The 15524-nt window shown below is 73.5% G+C and carries 15 protein-coding genes; 6 read left to right on the forward strand and 9 right to left on the reverse strand.

The features are described 5' to 3' along the window. Nucleotides 1–184: 184 nt before the first annotated feature. The 3 genes from ACIBD9_RS20585 to ACIBD9_RS20595 all read left to right on the forward strand — a co-directional run bounded on the left by ACIBD9_RS20585 (nucleotide 185) and on the right by ACIBD9_RS20595 (nucleotide 3393). Complete coding sequence (locus tag ACIBD9_RS20585; protein ID WP_396719835.1) at nucleotides 185–727, forward strand: hypothetical protein; 543 nt, start codon at nucleotides 185–187, stop codon at nucleotides 725–727. A gap of 68 nt (nucleotides 728–795) precedes the next feature. After that, nucleotides 796–2202 carry a class II 3-deoxy-7-phosphoheptulonate synthase gene (locus ACIBD9_RS20590; protein WP_112725193.1) on the forward strand — a complete coding sequence of 469 codons (1407 nt, stop codon included), beginning with the start codon at nucleotides 796–798 and terminating at the stop codon, nucleotides 2200–2202. A 156-nt stretch (nucleotides 2203–2358) separates the two neighbouring features. Continuing rightward, complete coding sequence (locus ACIBD9_RS20595; RefSeq protein WP_396719838.1) at nucleotides 2359–3393, forward strand: threonine aldolase family protein; 1035 nt, start codon at nucleotides 2359–2361, stop codon at nucleotides 3391–3393. Between the two features lie 108 nt (nucleotides 3394–3501). On the opposite strand, the gene ACIBD9_RS20600 is transcribed toward ACIBD9_RS20595, so the two are convergent. Beyond that, nucleotides 3502–4371, reverse strand: a complete 870-nt coding sequence (locus ACIBD9_RS20600; protein ID WP_396719840.1) for a deoxyribonuclease IV — start codon at nucleotides 4369–4371, stop codon at nucleotides 3502–3504. Further along, entirely contained in the window at nucleotides 4371–6359 is a 1989-nt protein-coding gene (gene pknB / locus ACIBD9_RS20605) for a Stk1 family PASTA domain-containing Ser/Thr kinase (RefSeq protein ID WP_396719842.1), read from the reverse strand. The genes ACIBD9_RS20600 and pknB overlap by 1 nt, the downstream gene beginning before the upstream one ends. Before the next feature lie 188 nt (nucleotides 6360–6547). On the opposite strand from pknB, the gene ACIBD9_RS20610 reads away from it, so the two are divergent. Next, entirely contained in the window at nucleotides 6548–6937 is a 390-nt protein-coding gene (locus ACIBD9_RS20610) for an Rv2175c family DNA-binding protein (protein ID WP_357278159.1), read from the forward strand. Nucleotides 6938–7064: 127 nt separating this feature from the next. Here the strand turns inward: ACIBD9_RS20610 and ACIBD9_RS20615 are convergent, their stop codons facing one another. Together ACIBD9_RS20615 and ACIBD9_RS20620 are read right to left on the reverse strand one after the other, a co-directional pair. Then, a complete protein-coding gene (locus ACIBD9_RS20615) occupies nucleotides 7065–8147 on the reverse strand; it encodes a polyprenyl synthetase family protein (RefSeq protein WP_396719844.1) in 1083 nt (360 codons plus the stop codon). Nucleotides 8148–8156: 9 nt separating this feature from the next. After that, complete coding sequence (locus tag ACIBD9_RS20620; RefSeq protein ID WP_396719846.1) at nucleotides 8157–8546, reverse strand: helix-turn-helix domain-containing protein; 390 nt, start codon at nucleotides 8544–8546, stop codon at nucleotides 8157–8159. A gap of 351 nt (nucleotides 8547–8897) precedes the next feature. Between ACIBD9_RS20620 and metF the strand changes: the two genes are divergently transcribed. Next, nucleotides 8898–9815 carry a methylenetetrahydrofolate reductase [NAD(P)H] gene (metF, locus tag ACIBD9_RS20625; RefSeq protein WP_387176160.1) on the forward strand — a complete coding sequence of 306 codons (918 nt, stop codon included), beginning with the start codon at nucleotides 8898–8900 and terminating at the stop codon, nucleotides 9813–9815. A 44-nt stretch (nucleotides 9816–9859) separates the two neighbouring features. Next, nucleotides 9860–10549 (forward strand): CDP-alcohol phosphatidyltransferase family protein, encoded by a 690-nt coding sequence (locus ACIBD9_RS20630; RefSeq protein WP_396719849.1) that lies wholly within the window; start codon nucleotides 9860–9862, stop codon nucleotides 10547–10549. A gap of 104 nt (nucleotides 10550–10653) precedes the next feature. Here ACIBD9_RS20630 and ACIBD9_RS20635 read toward each other — a convergent pair whose 3' ends face one another. The 5 genes from ACIBD9_RS20635 to ACIBD9_RS20655 are packed head-to-tail and all read right to left on the reverse strand — an operon-like array spanning nucleotide 10654 to nucleotide 15486. Beyond that, nucleotides 10654–12141, reverse strand: coding sequence for a phytoene desaturase family protein (locus ACIBD9_RS20635; RefSeq protein WP_396719851.1), 1488 nt, complete (start codon nucleotides 12139–12141; stop codon nucleotides 10654–10656). A 12-nt stretch (nucleotides 12142–12153) separates the two neighbouring features. Next, nucleotides 12154–13278, reverse strand: a complete 1125-nt coding sequence (locus tag ACIBD9_RS20640; RefSeq protein ID WP_396719853.1) for a glycosyltransferase — start codon at nucleotides 13276–13278, stop codon at nucleotides 12154–12156. Continuing rightward, nucleotides 13275–14171, reverse strand: a complete 897-nt coding sequence (locus ACIBD9_RS20645) for a carotenoid biosynthesis protein (protein WP_396719855.1) — start codon at nucleotides 14169–14171, stop codon at nucleotides 13275–13277. Before ACIBD9_RS20645 ends, ACIBD9_RS20640 begins: the two co-directional genes overlap by 4 nt. Then, nucleotides 14168–14719: a GNAT family N-acetyltransferase gene (locus ACIBD9_RS20650; protein ID WP_124817698.1), complete on the reverse strand. Its 552-nt coding sequence runs from the start codon at nucleotides 14717–14719 to the stop codon at nucleotides 14168–14170. Before ACIBD9_RS20650 ends, ACIBD9_RS20645 begins: the two co-directional genes overlap by 4 nt. Then, nucleotides 14716–15486: a monooxygenase gene (locus ACIBD9_RS20655; protein ID WP_396720103.1), complete on the reverse strand. Its 771-nt coding sequence runs from the start codon at nucleotides 15484–15486 to the stop codon at nucleotides 14716–14718. Before ACIBD9_RS20655 ends, ACIBD9_RS20650 begins: the two co-directional genes overlap by 4 nt. Nucleotides 15487–15524: the final 38 nt, after the last annotated feature.

A 15524-nucleotide genomic window follows, 5' to 3' on the forward strand; every position in this document is an offset into this window, starting at 1 on the left:
GCCGGTCGCCCCCCCCCCCCCCCCCGGGGGGGGGGGGCCCGGGCCGGCGGGCCCCCCCCCCGCCCCCCGCGGGCGCGCCCCCCCCCCCGCGCCCCCCCGCCCCCGCCGCCGTTGGGCTCGGTCGGCTGGATGTGGCAGACTCGCGGCTCGGCACGTCTCGATCTCACCGCCGACGGAGGTGATCATGCGCCCAACCCACCGCAGGCTGGCGGCGACCGCCGCCGGGCTGGTGCTGCTGCCGGTCGCCCTGGTCGGCTGCGGAATCGGCGACGAGGACGACGAGAAGTCCGCCACCAAGCCGGCCCGAGCCCCCGCCGAGGAGGCCGCCACCCGCTCCCGGGAGCGCGTGCAGGCGTACCTCGACGCGATGACCGCCAAGGACGTCGCCGCCGGCCGGAGTCAGCTCTGCGCTCTGCTGCAGGACGACTTCGACCTCGGCGCCACCGGCCCCAACGGTGACTTCGCCGATCACTTCCAGGTGCCCGAGGCGGCCATCACCGGCGTCCGGTCCGGTCCGCAGGGGCAGGAGGTCAGCGTCTCGGTGTCGGTCACCGTCGGCAAGCGCACCGTCGCCCGACCGCTGGTGTTCACCGTCACCCGGGACGGGAGCGACTGGTGCATCGCCGGGGAAGCGCCGGGCAGGTCGGCCACTCCGTCGCCAGCGTCGCCGCCACCGCGTCCTGAGGGGTCGCCCCCACCGCGTCCTGAGCAGAGCCCGGGAGTTTGATCTCCCATCTGCCGGAACCGTCCCCCTCGCCGCCCGGGCACCCCGACCGTCGCCGTACGCTTTCTGTCATGCGCCATGAGTGGCATCAGCTGAGCCATCCCGCGGTGGGCAGCCCGGGCCTGCAGACCAGCCGACCGACAGTCGACTCCGCCGAGGACGCCGCGCTCGGCCTGGACCGATGGCGGGAGCTGCCCCGCGAGCAGGTCCCGCCGTGGTCGGACCCGGCTGCCGTGGCCGCGGTCTGCAAGGTCCTCGACACCGTGCCGTCGGTCGTCGCGCCCTACGAGGTGGACCAGCTCCGGCAGAAGCTCGCCCTGGTCTGCGAGGGCAAGGCGTTCCTGCTGCAGGGCGGTGACTGCGCCGAGACGTTCGTGGACAACACCGAGAGCCACCTGCTGGCCAACGCCCGCACCCTGCTCCAGATGGCGATCGTGCTCACCTACGGCGCGTCGCTGCCGGTGGTCAAGGTCGCCCGGGTCGCCGGGCAGTACACCAAGCCCCGCTCGCTGCCGACCGACGCGCGCGGCCTGCCCGCGTACCGCGGCGATATGATCAACTCGCTGGAGGCCGATCCGGCCGCCCGGGTCGCCGACCCGCAGCGCATGATCCGCGCGTACGCCAACTCGGCGGCGGCGATGAACATGCTCCGGGCGTACCTCGCCGGTGGGCTCGCCGACCTGCACGCCGTGCACGACTGGAACAAGGGCTTCGTGAAGAACTCCCCGGCGGGGGAGCGTTACGAGGCGATCGCCCGGGAGATCGACCGGGCGCTGGCCTTCATCCGGGCCTGCGGCATGACCGACGACGAGGCGCTGCGCACCGTCACGCTCTACTGCTCCCACGAGGCCCTCGCCCTGGAGTACGACCGGGCGCTCACCCGGGTCTCCGACCGTCGGGCGTACGGGCTGTCCGGGCACTTCCTCTGGATCGGCGAGCGCACCCGGCAGATCAGTGGCGCGCACATCGACTTCATCTCCCGGATCGCCAACCCGATCGGGGTCAAGCTCGGCCCGACCACCTCCCCGGACGAGGCGATCGAGCTGTGCGAGAAGCTCAACCCGGACAACATCCCCGGTCGGCTCACCCTGATCAGCCGGATGGGCAACCATCGGGTACGCGACGCGCTGCCGCCGATCGTCGCCAAGGTCACCGCCGCCGGCGCCAAGGTGGTCTGGCAGTGCGACCCGATGCACGGCAACACGCACGAGTCGTCCAACGGCTACAAGACCCGGCACTTCGACCGCATCGTCGACGAGGTGCTCGGTTACTTCGAGGTGCACCGGGGGCTGGACACCCACCCCGGTGGCCTGCACGTCGAGTTGACCGGCGAGGACGTCACCGAGTGCCTCGGCGGCGCCCAGGGCATCGAGGACCTCGACCTGCCCGACCGGTACGAAACCGCCTGCGACCCGCGACTGAACACCCAGCAGTCGTTGGAGTTGGCGTTCCTCGTGGCGGAGATGCTCCGTGGCTGAGCTGGCGAGCCCCGCAGTCGGCAAGTCGGAGGGATGACCATGGCTGACGCGAGGAGTGAGCTTGCGAGCCCCGCAGTCGGCAAGTCGGAGCGATGACCATGGCTGACGCGAGGAGTGAGCTTGCGAGCCCCGCAGTCGGCAGCCGAAGGGATGACAATGCCTGATCTGTTCGTGGACCTGCGGTCCGACACGGTGACCCGACCCACCGCCGGGATGCGGGAGGCGATGGCCACCGCCGAGGTCGGCGACGACGTGTACGCAGAGGATCCGAGCGTCAACGCGCTGGAGGCCGAGGTCGCCGCGTTGTTCGGGCACGAGGCGGCGCTGTTCGCCCCGAGTGGGTCGATGGCGAACCAGATCGCCCTGCAACTGTTGGTGTCGCCCGGCGACGAGTTGCTCTGCGACGCCGACGCGCACGTGGTCACGTACGAGATCGGCGCCGCGGCCGCGTACGGCGGGATCTCCTCGCGGACCTGGCCCGCGGTGGGCGCGGACATCGACCCGGAGGTGGTGGCCGGAATGATCCGGCCGGACGGTTACTTCGCCGTCCCCACCCGCGCGATCGCCGTCGAGCAGACCCACAATCGCGGTGGCGGCGGGGTGATTCCGCTGGCGACCCTACGGGACCTGCGCGGGGTCGCCGACGAGGCGGGCGTCGCGCTGCACTGCGACGGCGCCCGGATCTGGCACGCGCACGTCGCCGACCGGGTGCCGCTGATCGAGTACGGTCGGCTCTTCGACACGCTGTCGGTGTGCCTCTCCAAGGGGCTCGGCGCGCCGGTCGGTTCGCTGGTGGTGGGCAGCGCGGAGAAGATCGAACGTGCCCGGCTGATCCGCAAGCGGATGGGCGGTGGCATGCGCCAGGCCGGCGTTCTCGCCGCCGCCGGTCGGTACGCGCTCGCGCAGCACATCGACCGGCTGGCCGACGACCACGCGAAGGCGGCCCGGCTCGCCGAGGCGGTGGCGCCGTTCGGTGTGCTGGCCACCACGGTCCGTACCAACATCGTGGCGCTGGACCTCACCAAGCACACCCTGGACGCGCGGGCCCTGGCCGCCGCGGCGCGGGCCGAGGGCGTACTGATCTCGGTGCTCGGCCCCCGTACCGCCCGCCTGGTCACCCACCTGGGCCTCAGCGACGCGGACATCGACCGCGCCCTGGCAGCCCTACCCCGCATCCTCGCCGCAGCCTAACCCCACCCCCACCCCCCGGCCCCGGCCCCCATTCACCTCGGTGATCAAGAGGTTCGCGTCGGATTCCGGTCCCCGGATGACGCAAACCTCTTGATCAACAAGGTTGGGTCAGGGGTGGGACAGGCGGGTGAGGGTGGTGATGTCGGCGGTGTGGCCGATGTGCTTCTCGCTGGGGGTTTCCACGACGATCGGGACGCCGGCGGTCGCCGGGTGGGCCATCAACTCGGCGAAGGCGGGCTCGCCGATGGTGCCCTTGCCGATGTTCTCGTGCCGATCCCGGGTGGAGCCGCACAGGTCCTTCGAGTCGTTGGCGTGGACCAGCCGCAGCCGGTCCGCGCCGACCGTGGCCACCAGGGTGTCCAGGGTCGCCGTCATGCCGCCCTCGGCCGCCAGGTCGTGGCCGGCAGCCCAGGCGTGGCAGGTGTCGAAGCAGACCCCGAGCATGGGGTGCCGGTCCACCGCGTCCAGATAGGGCCCGAGCTGCTCCACCCGGGAGGCCAGTGACCGGCCACCGCCGGCGCTCGGCTCGACCAGCAACATCGGCCCGCCAGCCTCGGCGGACCAGTCGAGCAGCGGCAGCAACACCTCGCGGACCTGTCGCATCGCCGCCTCGGCGTGCCCCTCGTCCACCGAACTGCCCGCGTGGAACACCACCCCCCGCGCGCCGATCGCCACGCCCCGACGCAGCGCGTGCGCCAGCGTCTGGGCCGACTTCTCGACCGTGGCCGGGGTGGGCGAGCCGACGTTGACCAGCAGCGAGGCGTGGATGAACGCGGGAATGCCCCGCTCGGCGCAACCGTCGCGGAACAGGGCGTCCTGCGCGGGGTCGCCGTCGGGCAGTGCCCAGCCACGCGAGTTGGAGACGTAGACCTGCACCACCCGCGCACCGGTCGTGTCGGCGTACGGAAGGGCAGCCTTCGCCAGCCCACCCGAGGTCGGAGTGTGCGTGCCCACCGGCCGCCCGGAGATCGTCGACATCAGAAGCACGTCAGGGTGACCGGGGTGCCGGGTGCCACCTGCGAATTCTCGCCCGGGAGTTGGATCCGGACCACGGCGTTCGGGTTGATCGCCACCGTCACCGGGAAGCCCTGGCCCTCCAACGCCTGCTTGGCCTGCTGGCACGGCAGGTCGATCACCCGCGGCATGACGACAAGCGGTGGCCCCTTGCTGACGTCCAGCTTGACCGTGGTGCCCTTCTCCACGCCGGCACCATCGGCCGGGCTCTGACCGAGGATCTCGTCCTTCGGCTTGTCGGAGTCCTTGTAGGTCTCCACCAACACCAGATTGAGCTGGGCCAGGGTCGTCCGGGCGTCGGTCAGGCTCTTGCCGACCAGGTTCGGCACCGTCACCGGTGCCCTGCCCCGGCTCAGGATGAGGGTGACCTTCGCGCCTGGTTTGACCTCGGCGCCCACCTTGGGCGAGCTGTCCACCACGACCCCGGCCGGCAGGCTGTCGTCATAGCGGGCGGTGCCCTTGGCCACCACCAGCTTCGCGTTGACCAGGTCCGCCTCGGCGAGCTCGAACTCCTTGCCGATCACGTCCGGTACGGGGAAACGCTCCGGGCCGAGGGAGAGGGTCAGGGTGATCGTGCCACCCTTGACGATCTTGGCAGCGGACGCCGGGCTCTGCCCCAGCACGCTGTCCTTCGGGGCTTTCTCGTCGAAGCGCGGCTCAGCGAACTTGAGGACGAGCCCGGCTCGGTCGGCCTGCGCCTGCGCCTCGGCCTTGCTCAGGCTCACCAGTTGCGGAGCGTCCGTGTAGCGGCCGACGCCGAACCACCAACCCCCGATCGCGGCCACCAGGCCCAGCGTCACCACCACGGCCGCGACGGCCAGCCGGCCACGGGGGTTGCTCAGCACCGTGCTGCGCAGCGCGGCGAGCCGGGCGCCGAGGCCCTCCGCCGGCTCCGGGGCGGCCCTACGTCGGCCCGGCCCCTGGCTGCTGGCGCCCTCCGGCAGTCGCGCCCACGACGGGCGGTTGGGCGGTTGGACCGTCGCGACCATCATGGTCGGCTGGGAGAGCGACGGCGCGCCGCTGACCGGACGGAGTACGGCGGTGTGGCTGTTGGCGTCACCCAGGCGATCCCGGGCCACCTGCACCTCGGACAGCAGTGCGCCGGCGTCCGCGGGCCGCGCGCCGGGATCACGCCGGGTGGCCCGCTGCACCAGGTCGTCGAGGACCGACGGCAGGCCCGGCACCAGCGTCGAGGGCGCCGGCACGTCCCGGTCGACGTGCTGCCAGGCGACGTCCACCGGGCGGTCCCCGTCGTACGGCACGCGGCCGGTGAGCATCTCGAACAGCACGATGCCGGCCGAGTAGACGTCGGTGCGCGGATCGGCGCGGCCCTCGGTGACCAGCTCCGGGGCGACGTACGCCACGGTGGCCATCAGTTGGTTGCCCTGCTCCTCGTCGGCGCTCGCCTCGACCGCCCGGGCCAGCCCGAAGTCGGCCACCTTCACGACGCTGTCGACCAGGTTGGCGACGCCACCGGTGGGCGCCTCCGCGACCAGCACGTTCTCCGGTTTGACGTCGCGGTGCACAAGACCGGCCCGGTGCGCGGCGGCGATCGCGGCGAGCATCTGCTCGGCGATGGCCAGCGCCTCGTCCGGGTTGAGTCGGCGTCGCTCGGCCAGCACGTCGCGCAGCGTGCGGCCACGGACGTACTCCATCACCAGGTACGGCAGGCCGGCGTGCGTGCCCTGGTCGTAGACCGCCACCACGTTCGGGTGGGTCAACCGGGCGATGGTCTTCGCCTCGTCGGTGAACCGGGCCACGAAGTTGGCGATCCGGGCCCGCGCCTCGCTCGCCTGGGTCGGGTGAATGATCTTGACAGCCACGGTGCGCTCAAGGCGTTCGTCAGTGGCGGTGTACACGGTCGCCATGCCACCACGGGCCACGCGACCGCGAATGCGGTAGCGCCCGTCGATCAGCGAGCCCAGCAACGTGTCGGCGACCTGAGTGTCCATCGGCAGGCAGTCTATGTGTCCAGGGGGTGAAGGATGAACAGGATGCTACAGCCGTACGCCCAACCGGTCCGTCCCGCCGCGCTCGCCGCCCCTCATTCGCTGGTCAGCGGCGATCAGGAGAGTGGGCGCCGATGGGTCTCCCGGGGTGCCGGTGGCTCGTCGCGGCGGCGGCGTGGCAGGGTGGTCGGGTGACCGAACCCGTACCCGACCAGGCCGCGCCCGGCCTGGAGCTCGCCGGCCCCACCGACCCGGCCGGCTGGTTGACCCTGCCCGACGTTGCGGAACGCCTCGACGTGTCGATCAGCAAGGTGCACCAGATGATCCGTGACCGGGAACTGCTGGCGGTCCGCCGCGACGGCGTTCGCCGGATCCCGGCGGACCTGGTTGCCAACCAGACCGTGCTCAAGCACCTGCCCGGCGTGCTCAACCTGCTCGCCGACAACGGCTACGACGACGAGGCCGTTCTGCGCTGGCTCTACGAGCCGGACGACACCCTCCCGGGCGCCACCCCGGCCGCCGCCCTCTCCGGCGACCAGGCCCGCGAGGTGAAACGCCGAGCCCAAGCCCAAGGCTTCTAACCCGCACCCTTCTTCCCCCGCTTACCCGCGTTGATCATGAGGTTGGCGACCTCCGCCTCGGCGTGTCGCGCCGCTAACCTCATGATCACCCGGAGGTCGGGCTCAGGGCCCGGGGGTGGGGGAGGGGTTAGTCGGCTCGGCGGGTTGCGGCTATGGCCAGGTCTACCAGGGCTTGGCGGGCCTCGGTGTCCAGGTCGACGGCGGTCAGTGCGGCCAGGGCGGTGTCGGTGAGTGTGACGATCCGCTGCTCGGTACGGGCCAGCGCCCCGCTGCCCGAGATCACCTCGCGGAGCCGGGCCACCCCCCGTTCGTCCAGCTCCGGGTCGCCGAGCCGGCTGAGCAGCAGCTTGCGGCCCGCGTCGTCGGTGGCCTCCACGGCCGCCGCCACCAGGTAGGTGCGCTTGCCCTCGCGTAGATCGTCCCCGGCTGGCTTGCCGGTCAGCGCCGGGTCACCGAAGACCCCCAGCACGTCGTCGCGGAGCTGGAACGCCTCACCCAACGGCAGCCCGTACGCCGAGTAGGCCGTCCGCACGTCCTTTGGCGCATCGGCCAGCGCGGCGCCGAGCAGCATCGGACGCTCGACGGTGTACTTCGCGGACTTGTACCGGGCGACCTTGCTGGCCCGTTCCACCGAGGTGTCCCCGGTGACCTGCGTCAGCACGTCGAGGTACTGCCCGACGGTGACCTCGGTGCGCATCTCGTCGAAGACCGGCCGGGCCCGGGCCAACGACCACAGGTCCAGGCCGGCGGAGTGCAGCAGCTCGTCGGACCAGACCAGGCAGAGATCACCGAGCAGGATGGCAGCGGCGTCGCCGAAACCGTCCGGGTCGCCGCCCCAGCCGGCCTCCCGGTGCCGGGTGGCGAAGCGTCGGTGGACCGCGGGCTCGCCGCGACGGGTGTCGGAACGGTCCATCAGGTCGTCGTGGATCAGGGCGCTGGCCTGGACGAACTCCAGTGCGGCCAGGGCGGTGATCACCTGGTCGTCGTCCACCCCGCCAGCCCCCCGGAACCCCCAGTACGCGAATGCTGGACGCAGCCGCTTGCCGCCACCGAGCACGAACGCCTCGATCGCCTCGGCCACCGGACCCAGCGCGTCGTCCACGGCGGCGAGCCGGACCCGTTGGCCGGCCAGGAACTCGGTGAGCGCCTTGTCCACCCGCTCCCGCAGGCCGGCGCGGTCGACGGGGGACACGGGAGCAGCGTGGGTCACGCCCCGACGCTAGCCGGTCGTCATGGTTCGTGCTCCACCGCCACGCGTAGTGCCGCCGGTGCGGCCGGGGCCCGTCCGCCCAGCCGGTCGCGCGCCGTGCGGCGCGGCGCGACCCGGCCCGGTGGCCCGCGTCGAGCCGGCCCGACGGGTGGCCGCGGCGGCCTCGGCAAGCGCTACCAGCGGCACGTCCAGGACGACGGCGAGCCAGCCGAGCCAGAACCCGCCCGGCACGCGACGCTGTCGTTCCCACCGGGAGATCTCGTGCCGACTCAGCGTCGGCACCCCGGCGGCGGCACACAGCTCGGCGGCGGCTCGCTGCTGGCTCCAGCCCCGGGCCAGTCGGCGCCGGGCCAGCAGCGGCCCGAGCTGCGTGGGGCGCGGCGATGCGGGCGGGATCATGGGTCCTCCTGGCGGGCGTCGGTGCGGTGACGACCCACCCGCCCGACCGGACGGGACCGGCGTCACCGCTCGGTTGCTGACCCCCGCACGGGAACCGGGGCCACCCCCGCCGCCCCTCCCGCACCGCCCCGTTCTACCTCGCAGGTACGACGCCTTTCCGCCCGCCGGGTCGGGGCGCGCGGGGCGACACCGCCCACCGGGTCGGGGCGCTCGGGGTGATACCGCCCACCCGGTCGGGGCGCGCGGTGCGCCCCGGGCGGCACCGCCCACCCGATCGCACGGACCGGGCCGGACCGGCCGCTGGGTGGGAAGGGCCTGGGTCCTGGTGCCGTCGACCGCTAGAGTCGGGTCGTGGCGCTCGGTCTCCCCTCGATACTCCCCAATCCGCAGCCGGCGATCGGGGAGCTCATCCGTGAGCACCAGCCGACCTTCTCGTTCGAGTTCTTCCCGCCCAAGACCGAGGCGGGGGAGCAGCTGCTCTGGCAGGCCATCCGCGAGCTGGAGTCCCTGCGCCCGTCGTTCGTGTCGATCACGTACGGCGCCGGCGGCTCGACCCGGGACACGACCGTGGCGTTGACCGAGCGGGTCGCCACCGAGACCACCCTGCTGCCGATGGCCCACCTGACCGCGGTCAACCACTCCGTCGCCGAGCTGCGGCACGTGGTCGGCCGGCTCGCCGGGGTGGGGGTGCGCAACGTGTTGGCCATTCGTGGTGACCCCCCGGGCAACCCGGGCGGTGAGTGGATCCGCCACCCCGAGGGCGTGGACTACGCCGAGGACCTGGTCCGGTTGGTGCGCGACGCCGGCGACTTCAGCGTCGGTGTGGCGGCCTTCCCGTACAAGCACCCCCGCTCGCCCGACGTGGCCAGCGACACCGCCCAGTTCGTCCGCAAGTGTCGGGCGGGCGCGGAGTTCGCGGTCACGCAGATGTTCTTCGACGCCGACGACTACCTACGGCTACGTGACCGGGTGGCCGCTGCCGGCTGTGACACCCCGATCCTGGCCGGCGTGATGCCGGTGACCCAGTTCAGCACCATCGAGCGGTCCGTGCAGCTCTCCGGTGCGCCGTTCCCACCGGCGTTGGCGGCCCGCTTCGAACGCGTCGCGGACGACCCGGACGCCGTCCGCCGGCTCGGCATCGAGCAGGCCAGCGAGATGTGCCGCCGGCTGCTGGACGAGGGCGTGCCCGGAATTCACTTCATCACCCTCAACCGGTCCACCGCGACCCGCGAGGTCTGGCAGAACCTGAAGGCCGGCGCCCGCGTGTGAACGCTGCGCCTGCGACACCTGTTGCCCGGCACGACGGTTGATCCGTGGTGGGCACACAGCTGAACTGGGATCAGTACGCCACGGCGTGGGCGCGGTTGCACGGCGGGTTCGACCCTCGGGTCGCGGCGCCGGTGGTGCGCGCCTGGCTGCGATTCGCGTACCACGTCGGATATGTGCTGGGTCGGCTGCGGGTCAGCCCCACCGCGGTCACCGTGGTCGGGGTGTTGCTCTGCTTCTGCGTACCGCTGCTGGTGGGCCGGCCGGGGAGCGGGCCGTTCCTCGGCGCGCTGTTCGTGCTGCTCGCCGCCGTGGCGGACAGCGTGGACGGTGCGGTGGCGGTCGCCACCGGTCGCACCACCCGGCTCGGCTACGTCTACGACTCGGTCGCCGACCGGCTCGGTGAGGTGGCGTGGCTGCTGGCGTTCTGGCTGGTGGGCGCGCCGGGTGGGCTTGTCGTCGCGGCCGGCGCGCTGTCCTGGTTGCACGAGTACGTCCGAGCGCGGGCGGTCGCCGCCGGCATGCGGGAGATCGGCGCGGTGACCGTGGGTGAACGCCCCACCCGGGTCTCGGTGGCGCTGGCCGGCCTGCTGGTCGCCGGGCTGGCCGGGCTGATCGAGCCGGACCTGGCCGCCGGCACCATCACCATGGCGACCGCGGTCTGGGTGCTGCTGGCCGGTTTCGGCCTGGGACAACTGCTCTCCAGCATCCGCCGCGCCCTGCTCGACGCCGGCTGAGCCGCGCACCCGGCCGCGCCGGGAACAGACGCGCCGGGAACAGACGCGCCGGGAACAGATGGCGGCTGAAACAGACGCGCCGGAACTGACGCCGGCTGACGGGCCTACCAGGCGGGGCCGATCTCGTCGGCGACGATCTGGGCGGAGAGGGTCACCATCGGCAACCCGCCGCCCGGGTGGGTGGAGCCACCCACCAGCCACAGCCCGTTCGCCGGGCCCCGGTTGGCCGGGCGGAGCAGCCCACCGGCGGTGCCGTAGATCGAGCCACCTGGCGCGCCGGTCGCCACGTCCAGGTCGGCGGGGGTGCGGATCTCGCGGAACAGCAGCCGGTCGCGCACGTCCACTCCGCGTCGGGCCAGCACGTCCAGGATCCGGTCGGCGTACGCGTCGGCCAGCCCCGGGCGTCGCCAGTCCACCGCGCCCGCCGCGGTGCCCTGCCGAGCGGCGTTGACCAGCACGAACCACGCCTCGTGTCCGGCTGGGCGGACCATCGGGTCGTCGGCCACGGTGACGAACACCGCCGGGTCGGCCGCCGGCCGGGCCCGTACGCCCCGCCCGGGGTCGCCGAAGACCGCGTCGAACTCGGCGTCGTAGTCGTCCGGGAAGAAGACGTTGTGGTGGGCCAGCCCGGTGCTGCCGGAGACGCCGAGCAGCAGTACGAAACCGGCGAGGCTGCGGTCGGTCAGCCCGGCCAGCCGACGCGGGTGCGGCAGCAGGTCACGGTAGACGGTGAGCGCGTCCACGTTGGCCACCACCACGTCGGCGGGCACCGGGGCGGTGACGCCGGCGAGGCGTACCCCGTGCACCCGGCCGCCGGTGGCGTCGATCCGGGTGACAGTGGCGTCGGTCTGCACGACCACGCCGAGGTCCAGGCAGCGGGTCAGCAGGGCGTCGGCGAGAGTGCCCAGCCCGCCGCGCAGGTACCAACCGCCGAAGGCCAACTCGGCGTAGGGGACCGCGACCAGCGCCGCCGGTGCCCGACGTGGGTCGGCGCCGGTGTAGGTGGCGTACCGGTCCAGCAGCATCCGCAACCGCGGGTCGGACAGGTGTCGGCGGCCCAGGCCGCGCAGACTGCGGCCCGGGGCGATGGCGGCCAGGTCACCGACGCGCCAGGCCAGCGACGCGAGGTCGCGGGGAGAGCCGACGGTACGCCGCAGGATGTCCCGCGAGGAGGCCTGCCACACGCGTGTCGCCCGGCGCCACAACCGCTGCCAGTCCGCTGCCGCCCGGTCACCGAAGGCGGCCCCGACCCGGGCCGTGAACTCCACCGGGTCGGCGCACGAGTCCAGGGTCGGGCCACCGTCGGCGAAGACGTGCCGGACGATCGGGTCCAGCGGGACCAGGTCCAGGTATTCGTCGAGCTTCGCCCCGGTCGCCTCGAACAGGTCGTGGAACACCTGGGGCAGGGTGAGCAGGCTCGGCCCGGTGTCGAAGTGGAACGACCCGGCCGGGGTGTCGTGCGCGTACCGGCCGAGCTTGCCGCCGACCGTGTCGGCCCGCTCGAAGACGGTCACCTGGTGCCCGGTGGCGGCCAGCCGGGCGGCGGTGGCGAGGCCACCCACCCCGGCGCCGACGACCACGATCCGCGCCATGCCGCGTCCTCCCTAGCTGACCGGGCGGCCCCGCCAGGTCAGGCGGCGTCGCTTTCGCAGATGGTACGACCGCAGGGTCAGCCAACCGAGGACCACGACCGACACGGGGTGTGCGAGCGCGTCGGGCCACCACCGGCCACCGGTCGCGCGGGCGGTGAGCACCCGCCCGGCCACCCCGAGCAGGTATGCGATGAGCGCAACCATTGACATCCGGGGAGCTGTCGAGGCGACCGTCAGCGCGATCAGCGGTGGGGCGGTGTAGAGCAGCAGCAGCGCCGCCACCACGGCCGCCGCCGCGCCCGGGTGCCCGAACGACGCCCAGAGCGACTTCGAGTACCCGTCGCGCAGTTGCGGCCAGTCGTCGTACATCCGGCAGGTGGCCAGCCGGGAGCCGTCGGCCAGGGCGATCCGCCCGCCGGCCCGCTTGACCGCCCGCGCCAGCTCGACGTCCTCCAGGATCTTGTCGGCGACCGCGGCGTGCCCGCCGGCGGTGGTGTAGCCGGCCCGGTCCACCACCAGGAACTGCCCGCCCGCCGCGGCCAGCGACGGCCGCGGCGAGCGCTCCATCGCGCGCAGCGGCAGGAAGGTCAGCCACAGCCACTGCAACAGCGGCTGCACCAACCGGTCGGCGGCCGTCGCCACCACGATCCGGGGGTACGGCGACAGCAGCGTCACCCGGGCGGCGCGCAACTCGGTGACGGCGGCGGCCACGGCGTGCGGGGCGAGCACCACGTCGGCGTCGACGAAGACCAGCGCGGTGGCGTCCGGGTCGGCCCGGGTGGCCAGCTGCCAGCAGGCGTGCGGCTTGCCCAGCCAGCCCGGCGGCGGGGCGACCCCGGCGAGCAGCGTGACCCGGGGGTCGTCGCCGGCCACCGCGCGGACCACGTCGGCGGTGCCGTCTGTGGACCCGTCGTCGAGGACCACGACGCGCAGCCCGGGTACGCCGCGCTGGGCCAGCAGGGCGCGCAGGCAGGGCGTGACCCGGGTGGCCTCGTCGCGCAGCGGCAGGAGCACGGCCACCGGCTCGTCGACGTCGTCGGGCCGGTCGGTGGGCCGACGCAGCCAGCGGGCGGCGTTGAGCCAGGTGTGCCCGGTCAACGCGGCGGTGGCGACCAGCAGGGCGAGCAGGACGGTCATCGGGTCGCGTCGACGCCGGGGCGGTGTGGTTGGTGGGCCTCCCGACCGGAGTCACCGCCCCGGCGGGCACGCAGCAGGGTCACCGCCAGGGGTACGGCGGTCACCGACATGCCGGCGGTGCCCCAGAGCGCCGAGGCGGGCAGGTCGAGGAAGACGGCGTGGGCCAGGATGCTGGAGAAGTACGTCCACAGGTAGAGCGCGACCATGGGGTGGTCCCGCCGGTCGGTGTGCTCGACGGCCGACCCGGCCAGCGGGCGCAGCGCGCTCATCATCAGCACCGCGAAGAGCAGCCAGCCCAGGTAGTTGCTGACCGGGATGCCGGGCAGGCCGGGCAGGGCCGGGGTGGCGTCGCGCCAGACCCAGTAGCCCTCGGCCACCATCTGCGGGTCGAGGAAGAGGTCCCAGGCGGCCAGCCCCACCGTGGCCAGCGCGAGCCGCGCCACCCATCGCCGCACCGTCGACCCACCGCCGGCTGTCAACCCGCTGCCGCCCGCCGTTACGGCGTTGCCGCCGGTCGTTGCGGCGTTGCCGCCGGTCAGCCGGACCGCTGCCAGCCAGGCCGGCCAGGCCATCCAGGTCCAGGCCAGCGGAATGATCAGTGGCACGCCGGCCAACTTGGGGCCCAACTCGCCGGAGTAGTCGTAGCTGCCGAACGGCACCCCGGTGGCCACCCCGATCGCCTCGATCGCGAACCCGCCGCCGGTGGCCACCGCGACCAGCGCCGCCGCCACCCGTGGGCCCCGGCTGAGTAGCGCGTGGCCGACCGAGAGCAGCCAACCGAGGACGACGGTGGCCACGGTGAGCCCGGCCCGGGTGGCGCCGGTGGTGAGCGGGTAGCAGATCTGGGCGAGCACCAGGACGGCGAGCAGCGTCCAGGAGATCCGCCGGGTCATGACGCCGGTGGCTCGAGTGGCAGATCCCGACCGAGTACGCCGAACGGTCGCTCGTCGCCGGGGAAGTGGAAGTCGCGCAGCACGTCGACGAAACCGAACCGTCGGTACAACCGCCAGGCCCGCGAGGTCTGCTCGTCGGCCTCCGGGGTGGACAGCAGCACGGTGTCGCCCTCCGCCATGCCGAGCAGCGCGCGCAGCTGACCGGTGCCCAGGCCGTGCCCCTGCGCCGGTGGCCGGACGTGCAGCTCGACCACCTCGAAGCAGTGGGTGAGCCAGCGCGTGCGGGTCGGGGCGTCCAGTGCGCGGTGCACCTGGTCGTGCCACCACTGACCGGAGGCGCCCAGGTAGCCGTAGCCGAAGCCGGCGAGGTGCCCCTCACTGGTCAGGCTGGCGACCGCCCGGAAACCCGGCCGGCGGACGTGGGTGGCGATGTAACCGCGCCGGGCCTCCAGCAGGTCGGTGCGGTATCCCATCGCCTCGCCGTAGACGGCCACCACGTCGTCCAGCCGCCGGACGAGATCGTCCGGCGTCCAGCGCACCAACCTCATGCCCGTCCACCCTTCACTGTTTCCGGGCCGCCGTCGGCGACCCACCCGAGCACCGACCGGTCACCGACCACGTCGCGCACCTCGAACCGGGCGAACAGCTCCTCGGCGTACCAGCCCGCGGTGGGGGTTCGCATGATCGCCGCCCGGTGCTCCGGGTGACGGTACGCGAACGCCACCAGGTCCGTCGGGTCGCGCCACACGCTCACCGTGCCCTGCCAACCCAACGGGGCCTCGCCGACCCCGAACCGGGCCAGCAGCCCGGGCGCGTCGCGCAGGGCGGCGGCCACCGGCGGGATCGCCCGCCAGAAGGTGGCCGCCCGGCGGGCCCGCAGCCGGGCCCGGGTCAGTGCCAGCACCGGGCCGGTGACCCGGCCGCCCGGCGGGTCGCCGAACGGCCGCTGACCGGACCACTCGCCCCGGCTGGTCAGCGGGCGCAGGTCGAGCCGGGCCTGGGCGTGGGCGATGCCCGCCCAGGCCCGCCCGACCGACGAGTCGTCGAAGTCGGCCGCCGCGGCGGGAGAGTCCCAGACGGTCAGCGCCGCCCACCGGGTCAGGTCGGCGTCCCTCGGCCCGAAGTCGGTGCCGGTCCCGGTGCCCAGCAGCTTGCCGAAACGCACGCCCGGGAGGGCGCGCAACCGGCGCGGGTCCAGCGCCATCCGGGTCAGCGCCCGGGGCAGCGCGCCGCGGGAGGTCCGCCACACGTGCAGCGTGACCAGTTCCGGGGCCGCGCTGCCGTGCCTGCTGGTCCGCTCGTCCGGCTCGCTCACGCCTCCGCCGAGCGGCGGCGCGGGCGCGTCGCTGCTGT

The sequence above is a fragment of the Micromonospora sp. NPDC050784 genome (assembly GCF_044456765.1).
GTDB lineage: Bacteria > Actinomycetota > Actinomycetes > Mycobacteriales > Micromonosporaceae > Micromonospora > Micromonospora foliorum.